The sequence below is a fragment of the Thioalkalivibrio sp. ALJ16 genome (assembly GCF_000377345.1).
In the GTDB taxonomy this organism is placed as follows: domain Bacteria; phylum Pseudomonadota; class Gammaproteobacteria; order Ectothiorhodospirales; family Ectothiorhodospiraceae; genus Thioalkalivibrio.
In genome coordinates, this window is record NZ_KB898040.1 from 42,662 (window position 1) to 68,935 (window position 26,274).

Sequence of the window (26,274 nt, forward strand, 5' to 3'; positions counted from 1 at the left end):
GGTGTCCTGGCGGCGGTGGTTGTGCGGGTTGGTCTGTCTGCTGGCTTCGGTCGGTGCGGCCGCGGATGCAGACCACCTTTCCGGGCCCGAGCTGGAACTGGTGCTCTGGCCCGAGCAGGCGCGACTGGAGGGGCGTTTCCAGGTCGAACTTCAGCAGGTGGATGCGGCAACCCTGGAGCGCTTTCGTCTGGACCCGGGCATTGCCGTCGATAAGGTCGAGCTGGACGGAGAGGCGCTTGCATACACCCGCAGCGATGACGGCTGGCTGGAACTGGAACGGGCACTCGAGGCCGCAAGGGGCACACTGGTGATTCGCTACGGGGCTCGCATCCCCGACGCCCCGCGGGGCCCGCGCGGGGGTGGCTATCTCGGTACCGATGGTGGCTTCCTGCCGCCGGGCGCCGACTGGTACCCGCGCCGCCCGGCGGCCGAGCCGCACCCGTTCCGTGTGCACCTTGAGGTGATGGACGGGCATCTCGGCGTCGCATCCGGTTCGCGGGTGGCGGAGCAGCACGAGAATGGCCGCTACCGTGCCACCTTCGAGCACCCCGGCGGGCGCGCGCTGGCAGTTGCGACCGGACCCTGGGAGCCGGTGACGCAGGCGGCGGGCGAAGTCGAGATCCGCACCCTGTTCCCGGCCGGGCTGGAGGTCGCTTTTGGCGAGCTTTATCGCGAGCAGGCCGCAGCCTATATCGAGCGCTTCTCGGACGAGCTGGGTGCGTACCCCTTTGCCACCTTTACCATTGCCGCGAGCCCGCAGCCGGTGGGCCTCGCGTTTTCCGGCTTTACCCTGCTGGGCACACAGGTGATTCCTCTGCCCTTTATCCCGTACACCTCGCTGGGCCACGAGGTGCTGCACAGCTGGTGGGGGACCGGCGTGTATGTGGACCCCGCAGGGGGCAACTGGTCGGAGGGGCTGACAACCTTCCTCGCCGACTACCAGTTCAAGCGCGAGGCGGGGGAAGCACGCGCCGAACGCGGCCAGTGGCTGCGCGACTACGCGGCGCTGCCACCCACGGAGGATCGGCCCCATGCGGCGTTTCGCGGCGGCAACGCCGGGGCGGCGCGGATCGCGGGCTACCATCGCGGGGCGATGCTGTGGTTGATGCTGGAAGACTGGATCGGACGCGAGGCGCTGCTGGCCGGCGCGCGCCGACTGTTCGCGCAGTGGCGCTTTCGCGAGGCGGACTGGGATGCGGTCATCACTGCCTTCGAGCGCGAGACCGATCAGGACCTGCGGCCCTTTTTTGAACAGTGGACCGGTCGCAGCGGCGCGCCGCTGCTGGAGCTTGCACAGCTGCAGCGCGAGGCCGGGGAGGCGGGGTGGCGGGTGCGTGCAGAACTGCATCAGCGCGTACCGGGTGAGCCCTGGATGCTGCGCGTGCCGCTGGAAGTCGAGACGGAGGCCGGGCGCGAAACCCACTGGGTGGAGCTCGATCAGGCCCGGCGCGAGGTCATCGTCGAGACGGCCGTGCGCCCGCTGGCGGTCGCGGTGGACCCCGACTGGCGACTGTTCCGCCACCTGACGGCCGGGGAGTCCCCGGATATCCTGCGGCAGGCGGCGCTGGACCCGCGCGTGCGCCTGGTGACCCTCGGGGATGCGCGCGCCGAGGAAGTGGCGGCCTGGCTGGGGCGGGTGCCGGACGCGGCCGACAGCGATCAGGGTACGCGCATCGTGCTGGGGGATCACACCGCCACCAGTCGCTGGCTGCGGGAGCGCGGGCTGCCCGCAGACCCCGGGGTGGTCGAGCCGGACCTGGAGGTGGCGTCCGGCCCGCGCGCCTGGGCTGTGCCGGGGGCGGCGGTGGTCGTGATCAGCGGGACCGATGCGGAGGCCCGGCGCGAGGTGGCCGCCGCACTGCGCCACCGTTCTCACTACAGCTATCTGCTGCCGGGGCAGGGCGATGCGCCGAAGACCGGTCTGTGGCCCGTGCCCGGCGTCTGGCAGGAACTGAACGATGACGAATGATTTCGTGTTGGACCCGCGCCTGGAGGCGGATACCTGGGCGGCGGCGGAGTGGCCCTTATCCAGCCTGAGGCTGATGGATCATCGCGGCTATCCCTGGTTCCTGCTGGTTCCGCGGCGGGCGGAGGTGGCGGAGCTGCACCAGCTGGATGACACGGACGCCGCGCAACTGCTGCGCGAGTCGCGCGCCCTGTCCCGGGCGATGGAGCAGGCCTTCGCGCCCACGGCCCTGAACGTGGCCAAGCTTGGCAACATCGTGGCGCAGCTCCATCTCCATCATGTGGCCCGCTTTGCGGACGATGCCGCCTGGCCGGGGCCGGTCTGGGGAACGCCGCATCCCGGAGGGCTGGAACGACACGAGGCCGAGGAGCGCATACAGCGCGTCCTCGGCCTCGTGGTGGATATCGCGGACCGGTAAGACGCCCGTAGGCGTCTCCGGAGGCGATTGGTCAGAAGCGGTAGCCGACGTTCATCCCGAAGGTCCAGGGGTCGATGTTGACCGTGCCCAGATGGGCGCCGCCCAGCGAGACGTCGGTGTCGATGTCAATCCAGCGCACTTCGGCATTCACGAACCAGTTATCGTCCACTGCGAAGTCGATCCCGGCCTGCAACGCCGCACCCCAGGAATCGTCCAGGTCAATATCCTGCCCTGTCACCGCAGCTGTGTCCTCGTCGAAGAAGTAGGTGTAGTTGATGCCGGCGCCGACATACGGACGCACCGCGGTGCCGGTGTTGAAGTGGTACTGCAGGCTCAGGGTCGGTGGCAGGTGGCGGGTGCTGCCGATGTCGTCTCCGCCAACGTTCAGGCTGTGCTTGAACGGGATCGCGACCAGCAGCTCCAGGCCCAGGTTGTCGGTCATCATGTAGGTGATGTTGCCGGAGGGACGGGTGTTGGAACCGACGTCTACGGCGGCGTCGCCCAAACCGGCCAGAGTGCCGTTATCGGACTTGGGGGCCACGTGGGTCAGGCCGCCACGGATCAGCCAGTCGCCGGCGGAGACGTCGGCATTGGCGGCGGTGGCGTGGGCCGGGATCAGGGCGGCGGGGGCCAGCAGGCCGGCCAGTGCCAGGGAGCGGAAGGTCAGGGTGCGTCGCATGTTCGGTTCCTCCGAATTATTAGGGGTGCGCGCAAACTATCGCGCGGCCCGTATCAGAAAACGTTGATGCAGATCATCTGTGGCAACGGTTTTCAGAACGGCAGCCGCTGCCCCTCGAAGTCATAGAAGGTGCCGGAGTCTGTGGCGTCCAGCCGGTCCAGGACCTTCAGCAGTGCGCCGGTTGCGGTCTCCGGCTCCAGCACCTCGGGGGCGCGGGCGCGGTAGGGTTCGGACAGGCGCGTCGCACAGGTGCCGGGCTGCAGGGCCAGCACCACGGCCTGGCGGTGGCTGAAGCGCAGTTCGAGTGCCGTGGTGCGCACGATCTGGTTGAGCGCGGCCTTGGAGGCGCGATAGCTGATCCAGCCGCCGAGGTGGTTGTCCTCGATGGAGCCCACCCGGGCGGAGAGGGTGGCGAGAACACCCTTGCGCGTGCGGGGCAGCAGCGGTGCCAGGTGCTTGAACAGCAGAGCCGGGCCGATGGCGTTGATCGCGAACGCGTGGGCCATGATCGCGGGGTCCAGATCGCGCAGGCGCTTCTCCGGGCCGTGGCCGTCGATGGTGAGGATGCCGGTGGCATCCAGGATCAGGTCCCATTCCGGTGCCTGCTCCCGCAGCCAGCTGGCGGCGTGTTCGATGCTGACCTCGTCCAGCAGGTCTACCCGAGGCTTGCTATGCCGGTGCAGGCCAACGACCTGCCCGCAGTCGGGATCCTGTTCGAGCTGTTGCACGAAGGCGGCGCCGAGTCCGCCCGTGGCGCCGACGATCACGGCGCGATAGGGTGTCTGCAGGGATTCCATGACACTATGACCGCAGGCCCGGTAATTGATTCGGTTGCGGTGGCCCCGGCGCGTGCCGGAATCGGACAGAGAGCGCATGAATTTTCTCCATACCCTCGGGCACGCGGCACGCAACCTGGCACCGATCGTGATCGTAGTCGCGGTGTTTCAGGCACTGGTGCTGCGCACGGTGCCGGACGGCCTGCTGTCGATGGTGATCGGCCTGGCCATCGTGGTCTTTGGCGTGGCGCTGTTCCTGCAGGGCCTGGAGATGGGCATCTTCCCCATCGGCAAGAACCTTTCCAACGCGCTGGCCCGGCGTGGTTCGCTGCTGCTGCTGATGGCGTTCGGCTTTACCCTCGGCTTTGCGACCGTGATCGCGGAACCGGCCCTGATCGCGGTGGCGGAACAGGCCGAGCTGATCAGCGAGGGACGCATCGAGGGCCTGGTCCTGCGCCTGATTGTCGCGCTGTCCGTGGGTGCCGTGGTGGCGCTGGGCATCCTGCGCACGGTCATGGGCCACCCGCTGCACTGGTACATCCTGACCGGCTACGTGCTGGTGGTACTGGTGACCTTCTTTGCCCCCGAGGAGATCGTGGGTCTGGCCTACGACTCGGGCGGGGTGACCACGAACATCGTGACCGTGCCGCTGGTGGCCGCGCTGGGACTGGGTCTGGCCGCCTCGATCAGCGGGCGCAATCCTCTGCGCGACGGCTTTGGCCTGGTGGCGCTGGCGGTGATGGTGCCGATGATCACGGTGCAGCTGTACGGGATCATCGTGTTCGCCGGTGCCGAGATCGATGCCCCGGGTAACGGCGAGACCGCGGCGATGGATGCGGACACGGATCTGCCGGGCGCGGATGAGGGGCACTGGCTGTCCGCGATGGGGATGGATCTGCTGCTGATGCTGCGCGACGTCGCGCCGATCATCGCGGTGATCGTGGTGTTCCAGTACTTCGTGCTGCGCAAGCGCATCCCGTACCTGCCGCGGGTGATCTTCGGCTTCGTGCTGGTGGTGCTGGGCCTGTACGCCTTTGTGGTCGGGCTCAAGCTGGGCCTGTTCCCGATCGGCGAGAGCATGGCCGAGCAGCTGATCACCAACGAGCTGTTCCTGTGGGTCTACCTGTTCGCGTTCTCGATCGGCTTTGCGACCACGATGGCGGAACCGGCCCTGATCGCGATCGGCCAGAAGGCCGAGGAGGCGGCGCGCGGCTCGCTGCGCGGCAATGTGATCCGCATCCTGGTCGCGCTGGGGGTGGCCATCGGTATCACCATCGGTGTCCACCGTATCCTGGCCGGTGATTCGATCCATCAATACATCATGGCTGGCTACCTGCTGGTGATCGTGCTGACAATCCTCGCGCCGAAGCAGATCGTGGCGCTGGCCTTCGATCTGGGCGGGGTAACCACCTCCGAGGTCACGGTGCCGCTAGTCACCGCGCTGGGTATCGGCCTGGCCACGCACCTCGAGGACCGCAACGTGCTGATCGACGGCTTTGGCCTGATCGCGTTCGCCTCGATTTTCCCGATTGTCACGGTCATGCTCTATGCCATTGCCGTGGATCTGTACGAACGCTGGTTTGCGCGCAACGAGCAACAGGAGGACTGAAAAATGAAATTTTCCGCACTGGTGGCCGTGCTTCCGGACGACCTGGAAGAGCAGGCCATTGCCACCGCGAAGGCGGCCGGCGCGGGCGGTGTCACCATCATGGATGCCCGCGGTATCGGGGCCGAGGCGCGCAAGACCTTTCTGGGCATGACCTACGAGGGCAGTCAGTCGGTCCTGCTGTGGGTGCTGGAGAAGCGCGTGGCCCTGGACGTGCTGAAGTCCATTGCGCGTGAACTGGATCTGGCGAACGACCCTCGGGGGATCGCCTTTACGGTGGATGTGGCGCACCTGGCCGGCATTGGACGCAATCAGATCGAGCAGTTCCAGGAACAGGTCAAGGAAGAAATCTGACGGAGAACACCATGCTGGTAAGTGAAATCCTGAAATCGAATGTCGTGACCGTCTCGCCGCTGGCGCCGCTGCGCGAGGCCATGCAGCTGATGCGCAGGCACGGGGTCAAGTCCCTGGTGGTCGAGAAACAGCATGCCCATGATGCCTACGGGATCATCACCTACACCACGATCCTGAAGACGATCGTGGCGGAGGAGGGCGACATCGACCTGTCCAATGTCTATGACGTCTGCACCAAGCCCGTGATTACGGTACCCGCGGAGATGGACGTGAAATACGTGGCCCGGTTGATGGTCAGTCAGGGCATCCGGCGTCTGGTCGTGCTGCGGGGCAACGAGCTCGAGGGCATCGTGACGACCAGTGACATCGTCGGCTCCATCCTGCAGATGGCCGACCTCGATTGAATCGGGCGGGACGGAACCTCGTTCGCCACCGCGGGTCCGAGTTCGTACTGCATTCCGCACCCGCTTCGCGCCGGGTGCCCATTCGTATCGCAAAGGCCGTCTGATGCCTCCCATCTCGTTTATCGAGGGCTTCGAGAAGCTCCGCCTTCTGGATGCGGCTATCGAGCAGTCGCACAACTCGGTGGTCATTACCGATGCGGATCTGGATGCCGGTCCTCGCATTATCTACGTGAACGCCGGGTTCGAGCGCATGACCGGCTACACGCGGGAGGAGGCCCTGGGCCAGACCCCGCGCATGCTGCAGGGGCCGGCGACCTCGCGTGCGGTGCTGGACCGGATGCGGGGCGCGCTGGCCTGTGGCGAATGCTTTGATGGCGAGGCGATCAACTACCGCAAGGACGGCTCCTGGTATTACGTGCGCTGGCACATCTCGCCAGTGCACTCCCAGGAGGACGAGCGGCGCGTTACGCATTTCGTTTCGGTGCAGCAGGATATCAGCGAGGACCGTCGCCGCGACGACCAGCTGCGGCTGCTGTCGACGGCGCTGGAGGTCTCGGCCGATCCGGTGCTGATTACCGACCCGGAGGGCACCATCACCTACGTGAATGCGGCCTTCGAGGACCAGACCGGCTACAGCCGAAACGAGGCCCAGGGGCAGAATCCGCGCATCCTTAAATCGGGTCAGCAGGATGCGGCCTTCTACCAGGAGCTCTGGGCGACCCTGAAGCGCGGGGAGGCCTTCCGTGGCGAGTTCGTGAACCGGCGCCGGGATGGATCCCTGATGCACATGGAGCAGAGCATCAGCCCGGTGACAAACGCCGAGGGCGAGGTTACGCACTACGTCTCGATCGGGAAGGACGTGACCGACCGCGTGCGCATGGAAGAGGAGATCCGGCGCCTGGCGCATACCGACTGGCTGACCGGGCTGGCCAACCGGCTCAGTCTGGGCAATACCCTGGAAAGCGAGATGGAACGCAGCCGCCGCTACGGGCGGCCACTGTCGCTGATCATGTTCGACATCGATCACTTCAAGGACTTCAACGACGACTACGGCCACGAGACCGGGGACGAGGTCCTCAAGCGCCTGGCCGTGACCGTGCGTGAGGGCCTGCGCGAGGCCGACTCCCTGGGCCGCTGGGGCGGGGAGGAGTTCCTGGTGGTGGTCCCGGAGACCAGCGGCAGCGGGGCCGAGGCCATGGCGGAGAAACTGCGCAAGGCCGTCGCCGCCATGGAGACATCCTGTCCGATCTCCGTCACCGCCAGCTTCGGGGTGACCGAGATGCGCCCGGGGGATACGCCGAAGTCGCTGACGCGGCGCGTCGACGAGGCGATGTACCAAGCGAAGGAGGCTGGCAGGAACCGGGTCGTCCTGCTGTAACGCCCGGGCCCGACCCGGGCGGCCCTGTAGAAACAAAACGGGCCGACCCCTGAGGGTCGGCCCGATGTCTGGCTTCGGATGCCGGTGTGGCGAACCGGGTCAGCCGCGGCGGCGCAGGACCCAGATCTCCAGCAGCGCCCAGTCCTCGCCCGGATAGTTTTCCTGCTCCAGCGGCGACAGGCGACGATGGCGGCTGGCCGTGCTGCCCACGAACTCCAGGTGCTCCAGCAGCAGGCGCTTGGTGGCGTCCGCCTTTTCCAGGGCAAAGGGGTTCAGGAAGTTCACCAGCATGTAGCCCTCGCGCGGCGCCTCGGCAAACGCGCGTACCAGCTTTTCGATCGCCGGCGGATCGAGGTAGACCAGCGACGCGGTGGAGATCACGATGTCGGCGTCGGCCAGGGCCTTTTCGATGCCGGCCTGGGTGTCCGGCGCCGGCTGGTTCAGATCGGCCTCGAAGGTCTGATCGAACAGGCCGGCGCTCTTGCCGTAGGCCAGGGCGTTGCCGGAGATGTCGATGCCGGTGGTCTTCATCGGCAGGCGCCGCGGCGCGGCGACGGTCTTGCAGGCCTGTTCGTCGGCCCAGTTGGCGCGGATCGCCTCGACATCCATGTTGTGGATGGCGGCCATGGTGGTGTTGCCAAAGCAGCAGCACAGGTCCACGTAGTTCAGGGTCTTGCCGGCGGCGGACTGCTTCTCGGCCCAGGGGAGGATCAGCCGGTCGAAGGTTTGCCGGTTGAAGTCGTCGGAGATGTAATCGAGCGCGTCGATGATGCGCTCCTTGAACGGTACCGGCGTCTCGGCGACGTAGATGTCGTCGAAATGCTGTTTCTTCTCCTCGGTCTTCACTTGCGGCTCACTCATCGGCTTCTCCTGGTTGGATAAACCCACCATGCTCGTGGGTATGCGGCGGAATCGTCAAGTAACGCCACTGACGGCATTGATGACGGCAGCGTCTCCCTGCCGGTTTCGGCTATGTATCATGAAAGGAGAACCCGTCCGGTCCCGCCCGCGCGGGAACGGAACGATGCCGAAAAGGGACATGCATGAAGATCGACTGTTTCAAGGCCTATGACGTACGCGGCCGGGTGCCGGATCAGCTCAATCCGGAGGTGGTGCGGGCCATCGGGCGCGCGTTTGCCGAGGAGATCCGGCCGGGCCGGACCGTGGTCGGCCACGATATTCGCCTGTCCAGCCCGGAGCTGGCGGGGGCGCTGATAGAGGGCCTTACCGCGGGCGGTAGCGATGTGGCGGACATCGGCATGTGTGGCACGGAGGAGGTCTATTTCGCAACGGCGCATTACGGCGCCGGTGGCGGGATTATGGTCACGGCCAGCCACAACCCGCTGGACTACAACGGCCTGAAGCTGGTGCGCAGCGAGGCCCGCCCGATCAGTGGCGACTCCGGCCTGCAGGCGATTCGTGACCGGGCGGAGCGGGGGGATTTCCGGCCCATGCCCAATGGGCAGATCCGGCATCTGGACCACCGGGGTGATTACGTCGCACGGCTGCTGGCCTCGATCCAGCGCGACGCCCTGCCGCCCCTGAAGATCGTGGTCAATCCGGGCAACGGGGGCGCCGGGCCGGTGCTGGAGGCGCTGGAGCCGCATCTGCCGTTCGAACTGATCCGGGTCAATTTCGAGCCGGACGGGCATTTCCCTAATGGCATTCCCAACCCGTTGCTGCCGGAGAACCGCTCCGCCACCGCTGACGCAGTGCGGACCCATGGCGCGGATCTCGGCGTGGCCTGGGACGGGGACTTCGACCGCTGTTTCCTGTTCGACGCCCAGGGGAACTTCATCGAGGGGTACTACATCGTCGGCCTGCTCGCGGAGGCCTGCCTGGATGGGCATGCCGACGAGCGTATCGTCCATGACCCGCGCCTGACCTGGAACACTATCGAGATGGTGCGCGCCGCGGGGGGCGAGCCGATCCAGTCGAAGACGGGGCATGCCTTCATGAAAGAGCGGCTGCGCCTCGAGGACGCGATCTACGGCGGCGAGATGAGCGCGCACCACTATTTCCGCGATTTTTATTACTGCGATACCGGCATGCTGCCGTGGCTGCGAGTGGCCGAGCTAATGGGGCGGCGCGAACAGTCCCTGGGCGAGATGGTTGCCGAGCGCATGGCCCGTTACCCCTGCAGCGGCGAGCTGAACTTCCAGGTGGAGGACGCCGCAGCCGCCAGCGAGCGCGTGCTGCAGGCCTACGCCGGACAGGGTGGGGTGGAGGATCACACGGACGGTGTCAGCCTGGAGTTCGGCGACTGGCGGTTCAACCTGCGCAGCTCCAATACCGAACCGCTGCTGCGCCTGAACGTGGAGACCCGCGCGGACCCGGCCCTGCTGGAGCGCCGCGTGGACGAGATTTCCCGCCTGATACGGGGTTGAGGACGATGGAACAGACGCATAGCCGGACCGAACTGCAACCGGTGATCCTGGCCGGCGGCTCGGGCACCCGCCTGTGGCCGGTATCCCGCAGCCATTATCCCAAGCAGTTCCTGCCCCTGATTGGGGAGCAGACCCTGCTGCAGCAAACCGCTCAGCGCCTGGACGGTCTGGGCGCGGCCCCACCGCTGGTGCTGGCGAATGTCGAGCACCGTTTCCTGGCGGCCGAACAACTCCGCGCGGCGGGTGTGCAACAGACGCGCATCCTGCTGGAGCCGGAGGGCCGCAATACCGCGCCGGCGATCGCGCTGGCCGCTTTGCAGGCGCGGTCCGAGGGGCGTGATCCGCTGCTCCTGGTGCTCGCGGCGGATCACCACATCGGCGATCCCGAGGCCTTCCGGGGCGCGGTGGTGCGGGCGATGGCGCTGGCCGAGGCCGGGCATCTCGTCACCTTCGGGATCGTGCCCACAGCGCCGGAGACCGGCTATGGCTATATCCAGCAGGGCGAGTCCCTGGGTGCGGACGGGGCGCGCGTCGCGCGCTTCGTCGAAAAGCCGGATACCGCCACCGCCCGCGAATACATCGAGGGCGGCGATTACCTCTGGAACAGCGGGATGTTCGTGTTTCGGGCCTCGCAGTATCTGGAGGAGCTGGAGCGCTTCGAACCGGTCATCGTGGCCGCCTGCCGAAGTGCCCTGGATAACGCGCAGGAAGACCTCGACTTCCTCCGGTTGGACCCCGAGTCGTTTGCGGCGGCCCCCAACATCTCGGTCGACTATGCCGTGATGGAGCGCACCCAGCATGCCGCGGTCACACCGCTGGCGGCCGGCTGGAGCGATATCGGCTCGTGGTCGGCCCTGGCCGGGGTTCGCGGCATGGACGAGCAGGGCAATACCCTGCGCGGCGACTGTCTGCTGGAAGACAGCGAGGGCTGCGTGGTGGATGCCGATGGCTTGCTGGTCGCGGGTATCGGCCTGCGCAATCTGGCGGTGGTGGCCACCCGCGACGCGGTGCTGGTGGCCGATCGCGACCGGGTGCAGGACGTCAAGCGCATCGTCGAACGCCTGCAGGCGGCCAATCGCAACGAACACGTGGACCATACCGTGGTGTACCGGCCCTGGGGCTGTTACGAATCCATCGATACCGGGTCCCGTTACCAGGTCAAGCGCATCACCGTGAACCCCGGCGCGCGCCTGTCGCTGCAGATGCATCACCACCGGGCGGAGCACTGGGTGGTGGTCAGCGGCACGGCCCGCGTCACCAACGGCGAACAGAACTACCTGGTCACCGAGAACGAGTCGACCTTCATTCCAATCGGGCAGGTGCACTGCCTGGAGAACCCCGGCGCGCTGCCGCTGGAGCTGATCGAGGTGCAGTCCGGCAGTTACCTGGGCGAGGACGACATCGTGCGCCTGGAGGACGTCTACGGGCGCGCCTGAAGCACGTGCCGCCGGGGGCGGGAATGGTATGATTCCGCGTTTTGGGTGGGGCGTGGCGCGCACGCCGCCCGGCAGCGGGAGTCGATATGGCCAAAGTGGCATTGATCACCGGGATCACCGGACAGGACGGGGCCTACCTGGCCGAGTTCCTGCTGGACAAGGGCTACGAGGTGCACGGCATCAAGCGCCGCTCGTCGTTGTTCAATACCGATCGCATCGACCACCTGTATCAGGACCCGCACGAGAGCGATCGCCGCTTCATCCTCCACCACGGTGATCTGACCGACTCCACCTGCCTGATCCGCATCATCCAGCAGGTGCAGCCGGACGAGATCTACAACCTGGCCGCGCAGTCGCACGTGGCGGTCTCCTTCGAGGAACCGGAATACACCGCCAACTCCGATGCCCTGGGCACCCTGCGCCTGCTGGAGGCGATCCGCATCCTCGGCATGGAGCAGACCACGCGCTTCTACCAGGCGAGCACCTCGGAGCTCTACGGCAAGGTGCAGGCCACGCCGCAGGACGAGACCACCCCGTTCTACCCGCGCAGCCCCTATGCGGTGGCCAAGCTGTATGCCTACTGGATCGTGGTCAACTACCGCGAGGCCTACGGCATGTACGCCTGCAACGGCATCCTGTTCAACCACGAATCCCCGGTGCGCGGCGAGACCTTCGTCACCCGCAAGATCACCCGGGCGCTGGCGCGCATCAAGCTCGGGCTGCAGGAGCGGCTGTACCTCGGGAACCTGGACGCGAAACGCGACTGGGGCCATGCCCGCGACTACGTCGAGATGCAGTGGCTGATGCTGCAGCAGGACACCCCGGACGACTACGTGATCGCCACCGGCGAACAGCACAGCGTGCGCGACTTCGTCGACGCCGCGGCCCATGAGCTCGGCATGCGCATCGAGTGGCGCGGCGAGGGCGTGGACGAGCAGGGCTTTGACGACAAGGGCCGCTGCATTGTGTCGGTGGACCCGCGCTATTTCCGGCCCACCGAGGTCGAGACCCTGCTGGGCGATGCCAGCAAGGCCAAGCGCGAGCTCGGCTGGGAGCCGCGCATCCGCTTCGACGAACTGGTGGCCGAGATGGTGCGCGAGGACCTCAAGAGCGCCGAGCGCGACGAACTGGTGCGCGACCACGGCTACCGCACCCTGAGCCGCCATGAATAAGCCGCAGCGCGTCTTCGTCGCCGGGCACCGGGGGATGGTGGGCAGCGCCATCTGCCGCCAGCTCGAAGACTGGCCGGGCGTGGAGCTGCTGACCCGCACGCACGCCGAGCTCGATTTGACCGATCAGGCCGCGGTGGAGGCCTTCATGCGCGTGGAACGCCCGGACCAGGTGTACCTGGCGGCGGCGAAGGTGGGCGGGATTCACGCCAACAACACTTATCCGGCCGAGTTCATCCGCGACAACCTGGCGATCCAGACCAACGTGATTCACGCTGCCCATGGCACCGGTGTGCGGCGGCTGCTGTTTCTCGGCTCCAGCTGCATCTACCCGCGCGAGGCCCCGCAGCCGATCGCGGAGGCGGCCCTGCTGACCGGGCCGCTGGAGCCGACCAACGTGCCCTACGCCATCGCCAAGATCGCCGGCATCAAGCTGTGCGAGAGCTACAACCGACAGTACGGCACGGACTATCGCTCGGTCATGCCGACCAACCTCTACGGCCCGGGCGACAACTACCACCCGGAGAACAGCCACGTGATCCCCGGGCTGATCCGGCGCTTTCACGAGGCGAAACAGGCCGGCGCCGATCACGTGACCGTCTGGGGCAGTGGCACCCCGCGCCGCGAGTTCCTGCACGTGGACGATATGGCAGGGGCCTGTGTGCATGTGATGAACCTCGACCAGACCACCTATGCGGAGCACACCGAGCCGATGCTGAGCCACATCAACGTGGGCACGGGCGAGGACCTGACCATTGCCGAACTCGCGCAGCGGGTGGCCGGCGTGGTCGGCTTCCGGGGCGAGCTGCGCTTTGACCGCTCGAAGCCGGACGGTACCCCGCGCAAACAGTTGGACGTCTCGCGCCTCGCGGCGCTGGGTTGGAAGGCCCGTATCGGGCTCGACGAAGGGCTGGCCGGGGCCTATGCCGAGTTTCTGGAACACGGCGGAGCCAACCGGTGAGCCAACCGGTGAGCGATTCGCCGGCAGACCCGATCCGGGTCAAGTTCCTGTCGACCATGCGCGAGTCGATCTGGCGCCACCAGCTGCCGGACGGCGAGGCGCGCTGGGGGCGCTGCGAGTTCACCTTCGACCCGCAGGCGACCGAGTACGACTGGCTGGTGGTGTACGACGAATTCCCGTCCAACACAGGGCGCAACCGGCATTACAGCGAACGCCTCGCCTGTGGCGCCGAGCGCACCCTGCTGGTGACCATGGAGCCGCCCTCGATCAAGTCCTACGGCCGGCGCTTTACCCGCCAGTTCGGCCAGGTGCTGACCTCGCACCCGGAATGGGCGCTCAAGCACCGGCGGCGCATCCATTCCCAGCAGGGAATGATCTGGTACTACGGCTTCGGCAGCCAGGGTGAGCGGCCGTACAACGAGATGCGGGCACACCCGCCGCTGGAAAAGACCCGCGAGATCGCCACCATGTGTTCGGCCAAGCGCCAGCGCCACACCCTGCATCGGCGGCGCTACGACTTCACCTGGGCCCTGAAGGCCCAACTGCCCGAGCTGGAGATCTTCGGCAAGGGCGTACAGCCGCTGGACGACAAGGCCGAGTGCCTGGACGCGTATCGCTATCACGTCGCGGTGGAGAACTACGTGGGGCCGCATCACTGGACCGAGAAGCTGGCCGATGCCTTCCTCGGCGCGACCCTGCCGTTCTACTACGGCGCGCCGAATGCTGCGGACTACTTTCCGCCGGAGAGCTTCATTGCCATCGACATCGACGATGTCGATGGAACGGCCGAGCGCATTCGCCGCGCGATCCGCGACAACGAATACGAACAGCGGCTGCCGCACATCCTTGAGGCCCGGCGTCGCGTGCTGGAGGAGTACAACCAGTTCGCCGTTGCCGCGCGCATCATCGAGGCCGCACACGACACAGAACCAGCCGGGCCGACCGGCCAGTGGATCCACTCGCGCCGGGCCCTGCGCCGTCGCGACCCACTGGCCGCCCTGGAGGGCGCCTGGGAAAAACTCACCCAGCGCATCGGCCACCTCTCCGGCCGCGCTGGCTGAGGTGTTTTCCGGGCCGGGGATGTCAGGCCGAAAGATCACGCCTGTCCAACCAGAGCTGTTTCGCGTGATCGATTCAGCGATGCATCCCGGGAATTCTCGGTGGACTCCGTGTGCTCTGTGGTTCCCACGTCCTTTTCCTTCGTGCCTTCGTGAGCTTCGTGGTGAATAAGGCCCCGGTCTTTTAGTCGCTGTGCGGATCACGAATGGCGATCAGCCGAAGTCGCGGGAGCGGGTGGTCAGCTCGCCCAGCCAGACGCTGCGGTCGATCAGGCGCTGCACGATCAGATGGCCGACCCCGTCGCTGTACTGCCATTCTCCGTGGGCCTCCAGCAGGCGGCCGTGCAGGACCTCGACGCGAAAGCGCTCCACCCGGTCCGGCCAGACGATCAGGTTCAGCGTGCCGGTTTCGTCCTCCAGGGTCAGGAACACCGTGCCGTTGGCCGAGCCCGGCCGCTGGCGGGTGATCACCAGCCCGGCATAGCGCGCCCCCGGGTGCCCGGGGCGTTCCAGTAGCCGGGCGGCGGTGGCCAGTCGTCGCTGCTCCAGGAACGGGCGCATCAGCGCCAGCGGGTGCGGGCCCAGGCTCAGGCCCTGGGTGGCGTAGTCCTGCACCAGATCATCCACCGCATCCGGGCGCGGCAGCAGCGGGGTCACGTCGGCCTCGCGCACCGTCTCCGCCGGGGCGTCGGCGAACAGCGGCAGGGGTTCCTCCACCGCCTCGGTCGCCCAGCGCGCCTGGTGGCGGTTGCCGGCCAGGCCCTTCAGGGCGTCGGCACGGGCCAGGCGGTTGGCCTGGGCACGGGTCAGGGCGGCGCGGGCCACCAGATCCGGCACGTCCGCGAACGGGCGCTCGGTGCGCGCGGCGACGACACGCTCGGCCACGGCCTGCGCGAGCCCGCCGACCCGGTTCAGGCCCAGGCGCAGGGCCAGCGCGTCGCTCCCGGTCACCGGCTCCACCGTGCAGTCCCAGTTACTGCATCGCACATCCACCGGGCGCACCTCCACGCCGTGGCGGCGCGCGTCGGCGACGATCTGTGCCGGGGCGTAGAAGCCCATCGGCTGGCTGTTCAGCAGGGCGCAGGCAAAGATCGCCGGTTCGTGGCACTTGAGCCAGGACGAGACCCAGGTGATCAGCGCAAAGCTGGCCGAGTGCGACTCGGGGAAGCCGTATTCGCCAAAGCCGAGGATCTGCTTGTACAGCTGCTCGGCAAACTTCTCCGGATAGCCGCGTTGCCGCATCCCGTCCATCATGCGTTCGCGGTAGCGCGCGAGCTGGCCGGTACGGCGCCAGGCCCCGATCGCGCGACGCAGCCCGTCCGCCTCGCCGGCGGAGAAGCCGGCCGCGACCATCGCCAGCTCGATCACCTGCTCCTGGAAGATTGGCACGCCCAGGGTCCGCCCCAGCACGCGCTGGATCTCGGGATTGGGATAACGCACCCGCTCCGGGTGGGCGCGGCGTTTCAGGTACGGGTGCACCATCTCGCCCTGGATCGGGCCGGGGCGCACGATGGCGATCTCGATCACCAGATCGTAGAAGTTCGCCGGCTTCAGGCGCGGCAGCATGCTCATCTGCGCGCGCGACTCGATCTGGAACACGCCCAGGGTGTCGGCCTTCTGCAGCATGCGGTAGACCGCCGGGTCCTCGGCGGGGATGTCGGCCAGGCCCCACTCGCGGCCCCGGTGGCGCGCCATCAGCTCCAGCGCGCGGCGCACGCAGGAGAGCATGCCCAGCGCCAGCACGTCGATCTTCAACAGCCCCACCGCGTCGAGGTCGTCCTTGTCCCACTGGATCACCGAGCGCTCCGGCATCGCCGCGTTCTCGATCGGCACCAGCTCGTCCAGCCGGCCCTCGGCGATCACGAAGCCGCCGGTGTGCTGCGACAAATGGCGGGGAAAGCCCAGCAGCTCGGCGGTCAGGGCCTGCCACTGCCGGGCCAGGGCGCCGTCCGGATCCAGCCCGACCTCGCGCAGGCGCTCGGCGGGGATGCCGTCGTCCCACCAGGCGAGGTTGGCGGTCAGCGCATCCAGCCGCGCGCGCGGGATGCCCAGGGCGCGGCCGACGTCGCGCAGGGCGCTGCGTCGGCGGTAGCGGATTACCGTACAGGCCAGCGCCGCGCGCTCGCGGCCGTAGCGCCGGTAGATGTACTGGATCACCTCCTCGCGGCGCTCGTGCTCGAAGTCGACGTCGATATCCGGTGGCTCGCCACGCTCGGCGGAGATGAAGCGCTCGAACAGCATGCTGGAGCGCGAGGGATCCACCGCCGTGATCCCGAGGGCATAACAAACGGCGGAATTCGCCGCCGAGCCACGCCCTTGGCACAGGATCCCGCGGCCGCGGGCAAAGCGTACGATGTCGTAGACCGTCAGAAAATAGGGCTCGTAGCCGAGCTGCGCGATGATCCCGAGCTCGCGCTCGATCTGTTGCTGCACACCTCGAGGGATGCCGTCGGGCCAGCGTGCCCGTGCCCCGCGTAGGGTCTCCCGTCGCAGGTACTGGGCCGGGCTCGTGTCCGCCGGGATCGGGTCGGTGGGGTAGCGGTAGGTCACGGCGTCCAGAGAGAAGTCGCAATCCTGCGCGATGCTCACGCTGTGCGCCAGCCATGCGACGGGGTACAGCGTGGCCAGTTCCGTCCGTGGGCGCAGGCAGCGCTCGCCGTTGGGAAAGCGCTGGGCCGCCGCCTCGCCTACGGTGGTCCGCAGGCGCAATGCGGTCAGTACGTCCTGCAGTGCGCGGCGCCCGCGCCGGTGCATGTGCACGTCGCCGCAGGCGACGATCGGCAGCCCGGTCGCAGCCTGCAGGCGGCGGGCATTGGCGGTGCGTGCGGCATCCTCCGGCGTGCGCAGCCGGGCGACCGCGAGGTGCGCCTGTCCGGCAGCGGCCCAGTCGGCCAGCCAGCACGCCTGTTCCAGCGCGGTGGCCTCCGCATCCGCCGCGCCGGGTACCTGCATCAGGACATGCCAGCCGGCGCGGGCTTCGAGCGGGAGCTCCAGGTCGCCACGGGTTACCCGGTAGGTGCCCTTGGTGGCCGCGTGGCGGGCCTGCGTGATCAGGCGGCACAGGCCCTGATAGCCGGTGCGGTTGCGTACCAGCAGGGTGAGGGCAGGGCCGTCTTCCAGCTCCAGGCGTGCGCCCAGGATCAGATGCAGCCCGCAGGCCTTCGCGGCCGTGTGTGCCCGCACGGCACCGGCCAGGGATGCCATGTCGGTCAGCGCCAGGGCGCGATACCCCAGCGCCCGGGCCTGTTCCACCAGCTCTTCCGGGTGCGAGGATCCGCGCAGAAAGGAGAAATTGCTGAGCGCCGTGAGCTCGGCGTAGTCGGGTAGTTCGGGGGCTGGGGCTTCCATATACTGTTTATATAAACAGTATATGGGGCATGCAAGATCCCGGTCCCTGTTTGGTGGCGCCCGCGGCCGATCCCGGCTGCGCCGGGTACACTGGCGCAAGTGACCCCTGGAGCCCGTCCGATATGACCGATTCTCGTCCATCGCAGCCACACACCCTGAAGATCGGCACCCTGAAGCCGATCAGCGGTGGGACCCTGGGCATGACCCGTTGTCCCGGCACCGAGCTGGACCGTCCCGCGGCCGAGCGCGGGACGGGCGATCTACACGCGGATCTGGCCGCGATCCGTGACTGGGGCGCGACCACGCTGGTTACGCTGAATCCGCCACAAGAGCTGGAGGCGTTGGGTGTGCCCGAGCTGGGGGCGGCCGCAGCAGCGGCCGGCCTGAACTGGCTGCACCTGCCGATTGGCGACATGGCCGCCCCGGACCGCCCCTGGGAGTCGCTGTGGCAGCGCATCGGCCCCGTGATCCACGCGCGGCTGGAGGCCGGGGAGGGGGTGGTCTTTCACTGCGGCGGCGGGCAGGGTCGTGCCGGCACCATCGCGGCCCTCACCCTGAGCGAGCGCGACCACCTGGATCCGGAAGAAGCGATCCGCCAGGTGCGGGCGGCGCGCCCGGGTGCCATCGAGAGCCCGGACCAGCAGCGCTACCTGAAAGGCAGGCGTCTATAGCAGGCCGTTAGCGGCCAGCAGTTCCGGGATCTGGCGCTTGAAACGGAAGAAGCCGTGCGTCGCGTGAGGCCACGCAAGCGCATCCCAGCGCCGGCGCAGCGGCACCAGTTCGATGCCCTCGGCCGCCAGCTCGCGGGCCACCCGCTCCAGCCCGTCGGCCACCGGGCCGACCGGGGCTTCGGGCGTGGCCACGACACGCAGATCCATCTCTACGCAGGCCTGACGCAGGGCGGCGGCATCCAGCCCGGGCAGCACCCCGGACGGGCACTGCCGCGTGTGCCGGGCGTGGTCCGCGGCATCGGCCGCGAGGCAAGTGACCCACTCCGCGGCGGGCGCCCCGAAGGGCCAGGGGTGCTGCGTGTGTCCCCCGGCCGCGACTCGGACCGCCGCGACGCGGGTGGCGGCAGGCAGGACCGCATCACCGCAGAGGTCGTCCCCGTGCAACAACAGCAGCACGGGTTCGCCCGCCGGCAGGTCGCGCGGCGCGCTCAGTGGAGCCGGGCTGGGGGGTGCCTCTGCGGGTAGTGGATGGGTCTCGCGCGCAAGCCCGGAGGGCCGGAAGCGGTGGTTGCTGAAGCGCGCGATGTTGTCGGCATCGGCGCGGTAGGTCTTGCCCGGCGTCTGGATGCCGGCGACCCAGCGCCAGCCCAGGGTGTTCGTGGCCGGGTCGGCATCAAGCAGGTGGCGCAGAAAGAAATCGGCCCCCAGCGTCCACGGCAGTTGCAGGGTGAAGATCCAGATCGAGGCGAACCACATGCGCGCGTGGTTGTGCAGGTAGCCGGTCTGCACCAGTTCGTGCGCCCAGTCGTCAAAGCCTTCCACGCCGGTGCGGCCCTGCTCGGCCGCCGTCACCGCCGCGCGCAGACCGGGTTCGTGCTCCAGGCGCTCCCGCTGGGCCGCGCATTCGTCCAGAAAGGATCGCCAGACCTGTGGCCGCATCTGCAGCCAGCCCTTCCAGTAGGTGCGCCAGAACACCTCCTGGATGAACTTTTCCGCGGTTTCCGGCGTATGGTGCTGCAGCACCGCGGCCAGGACCTCGTGTTCAGCAAGGGCCCGATGGCGGATGTACGGAGACAGCAGCGAGACGTTGTCGCGGCGCTCTGGCCCGGAGTCGCGGTTGCGCTCGGCCGCGTAATGGCGCCCGGCCAGGGGCGCAAAGGCCTCCAGACGTGCCCGCGCAGCGTTCAGCCGGGGCGTGAAGAGCGGTGTTGTCATGGTATGCCCCGGGGGTGTGGCGTCGGCACCACGGGCAGACTGGCGGCGACCGCCGCGGCCAGGGACTCGCCGCTGTCGAAGGCGGCCTCGACCCGCGCGCCCAGGGCCCAGTCGCCGCATGCGCCGAGACGCCGGTCGGCATCCCACAGGCAGGGCTGGTCGGCGGCCTGTTCGACCCGGGCGTACAGCCAGCGGTGGACCTGTCGATGGACCGGCTCCGCCTCGCCCACGTAGGGTCGCAGGGCCTGCGTGAGGGGGGCGACCAGTGTCTCCGGGTCCGACTCGATGTGCGCGCGCGACCATTCGGAACCCGCGTGGGCTACTACGGTCTCGGGCCGTGCTGCGCGCCCGGGTTTCGTGTGGTTGCGTGCAATCCAGGCGAGCGGGCCGCTCTCAGGCTCCAGGGCCTCCCCGATCCCGCTCAGGGGTCGGTCGAAGGCCGCCATCAGTGTGATCGTGGGTGCGTAGCGCACTGCGTCCAGCGCGGGCAGTTCTACACCCGAGGGACGCGACAGGTCCGCGGCCTGGGGGGCCGGAATGGCCAGCAGTACCGCCGCGAATGCGGCCTCGAGGTCGGCGGGGCTGGGGGCTGGATCGGCCTGCAGGCGCCAGCCGTCGGCGGTGGGGATCAGTTGTGTGATTCGGCATTCGCGATGGATGGTCAGGCCACGGGCCAGGGCGTGCGCTGGCGCCGTCATGTCCGGGCAGCCCACCAGGCGGCCGGGTGCCCACTCGGCGGCGGCCCCGAGGGTCTGCCATTCGCGGGCCCGCGCCTGCAGCGAGGGCCCGCGCGCGGTGAAGTACTGGGCCCCATGGTCGAAGCGCAGTGGCCCCGCGCGCCGCGTCGCCATGCGTCCGCCCAGCCCGCGGCTTTTCTCGAATACGGTGCAGGCGTAGCCGCGAGCGGCCAGGTCGCGCGCGGCCGCCAGCCCGGCGATGCCGGCCCCGATGACGGCGATGCGGGTCATGCGCGTTGCACCAGCGGACGCACGCGGGAGAAGCCGCCGTCCACGGACAGCACCTGCCCGGTAACCCAGGCGGCCGCATCGGACAGCAGCCAGTCTGCGGCGCGGGCGATATCGTCGGCTTCACCGTAGCGCTGCAGCGGGTATTGCGCGGCGACCTGGGCCTCGGCATTGCGCGCCTTGAACAGGTGTTCGGTGGCTCCGGTTCGGGTCAGCCCCGGGGCGATGCCATTGATGCGCAGTCCCTGGGGGGCGTAGGTGGCCGCGGCGGCCGGGACCAGGCTGGCAATGGCGCCCTTGGCCATGGCGATGGCCTCGTGGTTGGAAACCCCGATCTGCGCGACCACCGAGCTGAACAGGACCGCGCCGCCCGCGGTGACGTCCGCCTGCAGCCGCGCCTGGACCCAGGCGCGGAGGGTGAAGAAGGCGCTGTCCTGGTTGGCGACCAAACAGTCTCGATACTGGCGATCGGTGGTGCGGTGCAGGGGTGCCAGCAGGGCGCTTCCGACACAGTGGGCGAGGCAGACCGGGGCGGCGCCGAAATGCTCCGAGGCTGCCCGCACCGCCTCACGGGCGCCCTCCGGGGTGCTGGTGTCCGCGTCGATGGCGATGGCTTCGAATGCCGACGGGAGCGTTGCAGCGAGCTCGTGCAGGGCGGTGGCGTCGCGCGCGGCCAGGGCTACGCGGTCGCGCCCGGGTTCGAGCTGCCCCAGCAGGGCGCGGGCGATGCCACCGGTGGCGCCGGTGATCAGCAGGGTCCGGGGGCTCATGGCGGCAGGTCCCGTTCGTAGGTGAGGAGGCGGACGCAGGGTCGCACCCGCGAATGAGAACTATGGCCGGTACGGGGCCGGCAAGTTCCCTTCGGGCGGTGCCCCGGAACCGGGGGCGTCGAGCGGAGTCAGTGCTAGGGGCGCGCTCGTACCGCATATGCGCAAGCAGAGGCGGGAACAGGTGACAGGGATCGTCGTGTGGCCCCTTGGCATTCAGAACGGCATGGGTCGAATCAGCTCGTGTTCCTCCCGACCGAGGCCGGGATGGAGCGGGTCGGTCAACCCGTCACCGTGGAGGTTTCGCATGTCGTCACCGGTTCAGGTGGTCTGGTTCAAGCGCGATTTGCGGATTGACGATCATCTGCCGCTGGTGCAGGCGGCGCGGGCGGGTCGCGTGCTCCCACTGTATGTCGTCGAACCGGAATACTGGGAGCAGGCGGATACCAGCCGCCGCCACTGGGACTTCATCCGTGGCAGCCTGGTGGCGCTGGACCGGGCGCTGCGCGGCCTGGGCCAGCCGCTGATCGTGCGCCATGGCGATGCCGCGGACGTGATCGAACAGCTGTGCGCGACCGTACCGGTGGCCGCGTTGTACAGCCACCAGGAAACGGGCAACCAGTGGACCTTCGACCGCGACCGGGCGGTTGCGCGTTTCCTGTCGGCGCGGGGGATACCGTGGCATGAATACCGCCAGCACGGGGTGGTGCGGCGCCTGCGCCGCCGCGATGGCTGGGCCGCGCAATGGGAGGCGCTGATGGCCGAGCCCGCCGAGGCCGCACCCGTGGCGATCACCGGCTGCGAGGACGTAACCGGCGGGATCGAGCGGCTTCCGGACAGCCCCGAGGCGGTTGCAGCGGAGCCACCGATCGACTTGCAGCCGCCGGGTCTGGAGGCCGGGCGCGAGGTGTTGCGGGATTTCCTGCGGGACCGGGGGCGCCACTACGCCGGCGGCATCAGCAGCCCGGAGCGCGCCTGGACCGCCAGCTCGCGCCTGAGTCCGCATCTGGCCTACGGCACGCTCTCCCTGCGGCGGGTGCTGCAGGCGACCCGCGAGCGCCAGCGTTCGCTACGGGGTGCCCCGGAACCGGCGCGCCGGGCCTGGCAGCGCTCGCTGCGCCAGTTCGAGGAACGGCTGCACTGGCATTGCCACTTCATGCAGAAGCTCGAGGATCAGCCGTCGATCGAGTTTCGCAACCTGCATCGCGCCTGCGACGGGCTGCGCGAGGAGGGCTTCAGCCGTGACCATTTCGAGGCCTGGCAGGCGGGCCGCACGGGGTTCCCGCTGGTGGACGCCTGCATGCGGGTCCTGCGCGATCACGGCTGGATCAATTTCCGCATGCGGGCGATGGTCGTGGCCTTCGCCGCCTACCATCTGTGGCTTCACTGGCGCGAGCCGGCGCTGCACCTGGCCCGCATGTTTACCGACTACGAGCCCGGGATTCACTACAGCCAGATGCAGATGCAGTCCGGCACCACCGGCATCAATGCCCTGCGCATCTACAACCCGGTGAAGCAGTCACAGGATCAGGACCCGGAGGGTCGGTTCATTCGCCGCTGGGTGCCCGAGCTGGCGGCGGTACCCGGTGACTGGATCCACCAGCCGTGGCGGATGCCGGAACCACTGCAGCGCAGGGCCGGCTGCCGCATCGGTGTCGACTATCCAGCCCCGCTGGTGGATCACGCGTACGCGGCCCAGCGCGCCCGCGAGCGGTTCCGGGGGATCCGTGGGGACGCGGCCGCCCGGCGCGAGAGCGCGGCCATCCGGAAGCGTCACGGCAGCCGGCGCGCGGCCCGCGGGCGGCGTGGATCGCCGCAGGGCCACCCGGACGGCGATCAGCTGGATCTGTTCCCGGAGCCGGACCTCTGAGGCGCCCTTACGCCGGTCTGTGTGCCATCAGCATGTAATTGACGCTCTGCGAGCGTGACAGCCACATCCGCCGCGTCAGGGGGTTCACCTTGATGCCAGTACTGGCCACCGGCTGGAGTCCGTCGCGCTCGAAGAAGGTCTGCATCTGCGCAGGGGTGACGAAGCGCCGCCACTGGTGGGTGCCGCGAGGCAGGATGCGGAAGATGTACTCGGCCCCGAGGATGGCCACCAGGTAGGACACCGGGTTGCGGTTGATGGTGGCGACGAAGCCGTATCCGCCCGGCCGGACCATCCGGTGCACGGCCTGCAGGAACCCGGACAGGTCGGCCACGTGCTCGACCACTTCCATGTTCAGGACCACGTCAAAGCGCTCGTCGCGCGCGGCGAGTGCCTCGGCGGTTGCCAGTTCGTAGCGCACGCCGAGCCCGGTGTCCTGCGCATGCTGGCGGGCAACGGCGATGTTGCTTTCGACCACGTCCACGCCCAGCACGTCGGCGCCGAGCCGGGCCATGGCCTCGCTCAGCAGGCCGCCGCCACAGCCGATGTCGAGCATGCGCAGCCCGGCCAGCGGGGCCGGCTGTGCCGGGTCGCGTCCGAGCGCGGCGCAGAGCTGATCACGGATGTACCCCGTGCGCAGGCCGTTCAGGACATGCAGCGGCCACAGGCGGCCCCCGGGCTCCCACCACATGTCGGCCAGGGCGCGGTAGCGCGCCACTTCGGCGGGATCGACCGTGCGGTCATGCGGGGAGGAGGGAGATGTCATGCGCGGCCCCTGGCGGAGATCGTGTTTGTGCTACGACCGTCCCCGGCTGCAAACGATCCCTCGCGGCGGATTACCCCGGGTTCCGTACCCGGCGTTGGTGCTGGTGACGGGGTTCTTGCCCGCCGGCGTCTGACCGGGCCGGTCTTGCGACCACCAGGCAGGCGGCGCGGCTCCGGTGTTCATCCAGCGTGGTCCAGTCCTCGATGGTCAGTCCGACATGGGCAAGATGCGCGCGAAAGTCCGCCGCGTAGGTCACCTGCCCGAAGTCGATGGTGGTCAACCGGCGCAGCCATGGCTTGAGGCGCTCGAGCAGCGGCGAACGCCGAATCTGGAAGGTCTGGGTGAAGTAGATGCGGCCCGTGTCGGACAGCAGGCCCGCACAGTGGCGCAGCGCCCGCTCGGGATCGGGAAGCAGCATGAAACTGCCGGAGAAATACACCGCGTCATAGGGTCCGCCGGCGTGGTCGTACACCGATTCCAGCGCCAGCTCGACCTGGTCTTCCAGCCCCGCTGCACGGACCCGGGCACGGGCGCGGTGGATATAGTCCCGGTCAACGTCGATACCGGTCACGCGCAGCCCGCATTCGCGGATCCGGCGCTCGTGAGCGAGCAGGGCCCCGGCGGTGCCCACGCCGACATCCAGTACCGTGGCCCCCGGCGCCAGGCGCTGGAACACGGCGGCATACCACTGCGTGGTCAGGCGCAGGATCAGGCGGTCGTAGATCAGGCTTCTGAGCATGGTGTCCGGCCTCGCGGCAGGCGGCGTTAAGGGGCCGGCAGTGTGCGCAGGCACGGGCGGCGGTGCAACGCACCACTCAAGAAATCAAAAACGCGGCCGTTACCTTCCGTACCCGTCCCCGTGTGTGCGTGACCGATATGATGATCGATACCCCCGTTGCCGCTTCCAACCGTACCATTCCTGCCAGCCTGCGTGCGGGCTCCGAAGGGCCGGGTGCCGGCCCCGCCGGTGGCCCCTCGGCCGCTACGCGCAGCCTCACAGCGTTGCAGAATCAGCTGCTGCATCAGCTCGCGCAGCATCTTCCCGGGCAGAGCCCGGGCAGTCTGAAACGGCTGGACGCGAACGATTTCACCCCGGAAAAGGTGGCCGAGCGCATTGTCGGTTTCGTCGAGCTGGGCCTGGCGCATGCACGCGCCCGCGGGGCCTCGGAGGCGGAACTTGGCAAGCTGAAGGAACAGGCGGTTGCCGGCGTGGAACAGGGCTTTCGCGAGGCGCGCGAGATCCTGTCCGGCCTGAACCTCCTGAACGGGCAGATCGCGGCGGACGTGGATGAAACCGAACGCCTGATCTTCGCGGGTCTGGAAGAACTGCGGACCGACCCGATGGCCACGATGCCCCCCGAGGAGGCCCGCTTCGTGCGCGCGGAGCGCTTCCAGCGCGCGGAGAGCCTGGAGCTGAACATCCAGACCCGCTCCGGTGCGGAGGTCCGAATCGAGTTCCAGAGCGTCCAGGATGCGCGGGCACAGCTCGCACTGGAGACCGGGGCCGACGGCGCCGGGGCATGGATGGATGTGAGCCGTTATCAGGAGAGCGGGTTCAGTTTCTCCGTACAGGGCAGCCTCGATGCCGACGAAATCCGCGCCGTGCAGGGCCTGGTGCGGGATATCGGGCAGGTGGCCGACGAATTCTTCAACGGCGACGTGCAACAGGCCTTTGCAATGTTGCCGGACCTGCGCTTCGACCGTGAGCAGCTGAAGTCCATGGACCTGCGCATGACGCGCACCGAGGTCTACCGCATGGCACAGGCCTACGAACAGACCCAGAAGATCGATGCCCCGGAGCAGTCGGCGCCGGTGCGGCGCCTGGGCCAGCTGATCGAGGCCCTGCGGGAAAGTCTGAAGACCCCGGAGCTGCCGTTCGCTGGCGATGCCCTCACCGGTGCGGGCCCGATCCTGCAGACACTGGTGGAGCAGGACACCCGCTTCAAGACCGCAGCCGCGGCGCAGCAGGAGGCCTTCCGCAAGAACCTGGAGCGGCTACTGGACGCCGTGCGTGGATAGGCCCGGACCCTTCGGCGGCCACAACCGCGCGCTGCGTCGGAAATAAAAAGGCCGCCCCGGTTTC

General features: G+C 68.4%; 23 protein-coding genes. 14 read left to right on the top strand and 9 right to left on the bottom strand.

Translation table 11 applies throughout. The features are described from left to right. Position 1: 1 nt before the first annotated feature. Together D000_RS0105120 and D000_RS0105125 are read left to right on the top strand one after the other, a co-directional pair. Positions 2 to 1,969: an aminopeptidase N gene (locus D000_RS0105120; RefSeq protein ID WP_038047533.1), complete on the top strand. Its 1,968-nt coding sequence runs from the start codon at positions 2 to 4 to the stop codon at positions 1,967 to 1,969. Beyond that, positions 1,959 to 2,384 (top strand): HIT domain-containing protein, encoded by a 426-nt coding sequence (locus tag D000_RS0105125; protein ID WP_018872465.1) that lies wholly within the window; start codon positions 1,959 to 1,961, stop codon positions 2,382 to 2,384. Before D000_RS0105120 ends, D000_RS0105125 begins: the two co-directional genes overlap by 11 nt. A gap of 31 nt (positions 2,385 to 2,415) precedes the next feature. On the opposite strand, the gene D000_RS0105130 is transcribed toward D000_RS0105125, so the two are convergent. Both D000_RS0105130 and D000_RS0105135 read right to left on the bottom strand, forming a co-directional pair. Beyond that, a complete protein-coding gene (locus D000_RS0105130) occupies positions 2,416 to 3,063 on the bottom strand; it encodes an OmpW family protein (RefSeq protein ID WP_018872466.1) in 648 nt (215 codons plus the stop codon). 92 nt (positions 3,064 to 3,155) lie between these two features. Next, positions 3,156 to 3,860: an SDR family NAD(P)-dependent oxidoreductase gene (locus D000_RS0105135; RefSeq protein ID WP_026279777.1), complete on the bottom strand. Its 705-nt coding sequence runs from the start codon at positions 3,858 to 3,860 to the stop codon at positions 3,156 to 3,158. A 76-nt stretch (positions 3,861 to 3,936) separates the two neighbouring features. Here D000_RS0105135 and D000_RS0105140 point away from each other — a divergent pair, with 76 nt between their 5' ends. From D000_RS0105140 to D000_RS0105155, 4 genes are all read left to right on the top strand, one after another. Then, a complete protein-coding gene (locus D000_RS0105140; RefSeq protein ID WP_018872468.1) occupies positions 3,937 to 5,448 on the top strand; it encodes a DUF1538 domain-containing protein in 1,512 nt (503 codons plus the stop codon). Between the two features lie 3 nt (positions 5,449 to 5,451). Beyond that, entirely contained in the window at positions 5,452 to 5,799 is a 348-nt protein-coding gene (locus D000_RS0105145) for a hypothetical protein (protein WP_018872469.1), read from the top strand. An 11-nt stretch (positions 5,800 to 5,810) separates the two neighbouring features. Further along, positions 5,811 to 6,203, top strand: a complete 393-nt coding sequence (locus D000_RS0105150) for a CBS domain-containing protein (RefSeq protein WP_018872470.1) — start codon at positions 5,811 to 5,813, stop codon at positions 6,201 to 6,203. A 103-nt stretch (positions 6,204 to 6,306) separates the two neighbouring features. After that, positions 6,307 to 7,581, top strand: a complete 1,275-nt coding sequence (locus D000_RS0105155; RefSeq protein ID WP_018872471.1) for a sensor domain-containing diguanylate cyclase — start codon at positions 6,307 to 6,309, stop codon at positions 7,579 to 7,581. A 99-nt stretch (positions 7,582 to 7,680) separates the two neighbouring features. Here D000_RS0105155 and D000_RS0105160 read toward each other — a convergent pair whose 3' ends face one another. After that, positions 7,681 to 8,442 carry a class I SAM-dependent methyltransferase gene (locus D000_RS0105160; RefSeq protein WP_018872472.1) on the bottom strand — a complete coding sequence of 254 codons (762 nt, stop codon included), beginning with the start codon at positions 8,440 to 8,442 and terminating at the stop codon, positions 7,681 to 7,683. 182 nt (positions 8,443 to 8,624) lie between these two features. On the opposite strand from D000_RS0105160, the gene D000_RS0105165 reads away from it, so the two are divergent. The 5 genes from D000_RS0105165 (at position 8,625) to D000_RS0105185 (ending at position 14,595) form a co-directional block, all read left to right on the top strand. Further along, on the top strand, positions 8,625 to 9,968 hold the full coding sequence (locus tag D000_RS0105165) for a phosphomannomutase/phosphoglucomutase (protein ID WP_018872473.1): 1,344 nt from the start codon (positions 8,625 to 8,627) through the stop codon (positions 9,966 to 9,968). Positions 9,969 to 9,973: 5 nt separating this feature from the next. Continuing rightward, positions 9,974 to 11,404, top strand: a complete 1,431-nt coding sequence (locus D000_RS0105170; protein ID WP_018872474.1) for a mannose-1-phosphate guanylyltransferase/mannose-6-phosphate isomerase — start codon at positions 9,974 to 9,976, stop codon at positions 11,402 to 11,404. An 86-nt stretch (positions 11,405 to 11,490) separates the two neighbouring features. Then, entirely contained in the window at positions 11,491 to 12,576 is a 1,086-nt protein-coding gene (gene gmd / locus D000_RS0105175; RefSeq protein ID WP_018872475.1) for a GDP-mannose 4,6-dehydratase, read from the top strand. After that, entirely contained in the window at positions 12,569 to 13,534 is a 966-nt protein-coding gene (locus D000_RS0105180) for a GDP-L-fucose synthase (RefSeq protein WP_018872476.1), read from the top strand. Before gmd ends, D000_RS0105180 begins: the two co-directional genes overlap by 8 nt. Positions 13,535 to 13,542: 8 nt before the next feature. Beyond that, entirely contained in the window at positions 13,543 to 14,595 is a 1,053-nt protein-coding gene (locus tag D000_RS0105185; protein WP_026279778.1) for a glycosyltransferase family 10 domain-containing protein, read from the top strand. Positions 14,596 to 14,805: 210 nt separating this feature from the next. Here the strand turns inward: D000_RS0105185 and D000_RS0105190 are convergent, their stop codons facing one another. Beyond that, positions 14,806 to 17,940, bottom strand: coding sequence for an error-prone DNA polymerase (locus D000_RS0105190; RefSeq protein ID WP_018872478.1), 3,135 nt, complete (start codon positions 17,938 to 17,940; stop codon positions 14,806 to 14,808). Positions 17,941 to 18,062: 122 nt separating this feature from the next. On the opposite strand from D000_RS0105190, the gene D000_RS0105195 reads away from it, so the two are divergent. Beyond that, complete coding sequence (locus D000_RS0105195; protein WP_018872479.1) at positions 18,063 to 18,611, top strand: cyclin-dependent kinase inhibitor 3 family protein; 549 nt, start codon at positions 18,063 to 18,065, stop codon at positions 18,609 to 18,611. On the opposite strand, the gene D000_RS0105200 is transcribed toward D000_RS0105195, so the two are convergent. Genes D000_RS0105200 through D000_RS0105210 form a run of 3 tightly spaced genes read right to left on the bottom strand, consistent with a single transcriptional unit; the run spans position 18,606 to position 21,561 of the window. Beyond that, positions 18,606 to 19,826, bottom strand: coding sequence for an FAD-binding domain-containing protein (locus tag D000_RS0105200; RefSeq protein ID WP_018872480.1), 1,221 nt, complete (start codon positions 19,824 to 19,826; stop codon positions 18,606 to 18,608). The two genes, D000_RS0105195 and D000_RS0105200, sit on opposite strands and share 6 nt — an antisense overlap. Continuing rightward, positions 19,823 to 20,794: an NAD(P)/FAD-dependent oxidoreductase gene (locus D000_RS0105205; protein WP_018872481.1), complete on the bottom strand. Its 972-nt coding sequence runs from the start codon at positions 20,792 to 20,794 to the stop codon at positions 19,823 to 19,825. Before D000_RS0105205 ends, D000_RS0105200 begins: the two co-directional genes overlap by 4 nt. Beyond that, entirely contained in the window at positions 20,791 to 21,561 is a 771-nt protein-coding gene (locus D000_RS0105210; protein ID WP_018872482.1) for an SDR family NAD(P)-dependent oxidoreductase, read from the bottom strand. The genes D000_RS0105205 and D000_RS0105210 overlap by 4 nt, the downstream gene beginning before the upstream one ends. Positions 21,562 to 21,865: 304 nt before the next feature. Between D000_RS0105210 and D000_RS0105215 the strand changes: the two genes are divergently transcribed. After that, the gene (locus D000_RS0105215) at positions 21,866 to 23,428 is read left to right on the top strand and encodes a deoxyribodipyrimidine photo-lyase (protein WP_018872483.1); all 1,563 of its coding nucleotides are present in this window, start codon (positions 21,866 to 21,868) and stop codon (positions 23,426 to 23,428) included. A 7-nt stretch (positions 23,429 to 23,435) separates the two neighbouring features. On the opposite strand, the gene ubiG is transcribed toward D000_RS0105215, so the two are convergent. Beyond that, a complete protein-coding gene (gene ubiG, locus D000_RS0105220; protein WP_018872484.1) occupies positions 23,436 to 24,191 on the bottom strand; it encodes a bifunctional 2-polyprenyl-6-hydroxyphenol methylase/3-demethylubiquinol 3-O-methyltransferase UbiG in 756 nt (251 codons plus the stop codon). A gap of 70 nt (positions 24,192 to 24,261) precedes the next feature. After that, positions 24,262 to 24,930, bottom strand: coding sequence for a bifunctional 2-polyprenyl-6-hydroxyphenol methylase/3-demethylubiquinol 3-O-methyltransferase UbiG (locus D000_RS0105225; protein WP_018872485.1), 669 nt, complete (start codon positions 24,928 to 24,930; stop codon positions 24,262 to 24,264). 137 nt (positions 24,931 to 25,067) lie between these two features. Here D000_RS0105225 and D000_RS0105230 point away from each other — a divergent pair, with 137 nt between their 5' ends. After that, positions 25,068 to 26,210 (top strand): DUF5610 domain-containing protein, encoded by a 1,143-nt coding sequence (locus tag D000_RS0105230; protein ID WP_018872486.1) that lies wholly within the window; start codon positions 25,068 to 25,070, stop codon positions 26,208 to 26,210. The last annotated feature ends 64 nt before the right edge of the window (positions 26,211 to 26,274 follow it).

Coding starts and splice junctions, on each gene's coding strand:
- D000_RS0105150 (WP_018872470.1), top strand. CDS start 5,811: ATGCTGGTAAGTGAAATCCTGAAATCGAATGTCGTGACCGTCTCGCCG.
- D000_RS0105140 (WP_018872468.1), top strand. CDS start 3,937: ATGAATTTTCTCCATACCCTCGGGCACGCGGCACGCAACCTGGCACCG.
- D000_RS0105170 (WP_018872474.1), top strand. CDS start 9,974: ATGGAACAGACGCATAGCCGGACCGAACTGCAACCGGTGATCCTGGCC.
- D000_RS0105200 (WP_018872480.1), bottom strand. CDS start 19,826: ATGACAACACCGCTCTTCACGCCCCGGCTGAACGCTGCGCGGGCACGT.
- D000_RS0105160 (WP_018872472.1), bottom strand. CDS start 8,442: ATGAGTGAGCCGCAAGTGAAGACCGAGGAGAAGAAACAGCATTTCGAC.
- D000_RS0105195 (WP_018872479.1), top strand. CDS start 18,063: ATGACCGATTCTCGTCCATCGCAGCCACACACCCTGAAGATCGGCACC.
- D000_RS0105210 (WP_018872482.1), bottom strand. CDS start 21,561: ATGAGCCCCCGGACCCTGCTGATCACCGGCGCCACCGGTGGCATCGCC.
- D000_RS0105145 (WP_018872469.1), top strand. CDS start 5,452: ATGAAATTTTCCGCACTGGTGGCCGTGCTTCCGGACGACCTGGAAGAG.
- D000_RS0105135 (WP_026279777.1), bottom strand. CDS start 3,860: ATGGAATCCCTGCAGACACCCTATCGCGCCGTGATCGTCGGCGCCACG.
- D000_RS0105190 (WP_018872478.1), bottom strand. CDS start 17,940: ATGGAAGCCCCAGCCCCCGAACTACCCGACTACGCCGAGCTCACGGCG.
- D000_RS0105225 (WP_018872485.1), bottom strand. CDS start 24,930: ATGCTCAGAAGCCTGATCTACGACCGCCTGATCCTGCGCCTGACCACG.
- D000_RS0105130 (WP_018872466.1), bottom strand. CDS start 3,063: ATGCGACGCACCCTGACCTTCCGCTCCCTGGCACTGGCCGGCCTGCTG.
- D000_RS0105125 (WP_018872465.1), top strand. CDS start 1,959: ATGACGAATGATTTCGTGTTGGACCCGCGCCTGGAGGCGGATACCTGG.
- D000_RS0105180 (WP_018872476.1), top strand. CDS start 12,569: ATGAATAAGCCGCAGCGCGTCTTCGTCGCCGGGCACCGGGGGATGGTG.
- D000_RS0105165 (WP_018872473.1), top strand. CDS start 8,625: ATGAAGATCGACTGTTTCAAGGCCTATGACGTACGCGGCCGGGTGCCG.
- D000_RS0105155 (WP_018872471.1), top strand. CDS start 6,307: ATGCCTCCCATCTCGTTTATCGAGGGCTTCGAGAAGCTCCGCCTTCTG.
- D000_RS0105215 (WP_018872483.1), top strand. CDS start 21,866: ATGTCGTCACCGGTTCAGGTGGTCTGGTTCAAGCGCGATTTGCGGATT.
- D000_RS0105230 (WP_018872486.1), top strand. CDS start 25,068: ATGATGATCGATACCCCCGTTGCCGCTTCCAACCGTACCATTCCTGCC.
- D000_RS0105205 (WP_018872481.1), bottom strand. CDS start 20,794: ATGACCCGCATCGCCGTCATCGGGGCCGGCATCGCCGGGCTGGCGGCC.
- gmd (WP_018872475.1), top strand. CDS start 11,491: ATGGCCAAAGTGGCATTGATCACCGGGATCACCGGACAGGACGGGGCC.
- ubiG (WP_018872484.1), bottom strand. CDS start 24,191: ATGACATCTCCCTCCTCCCCGCATGACCGCACGGTCGATCCCGCCGAA.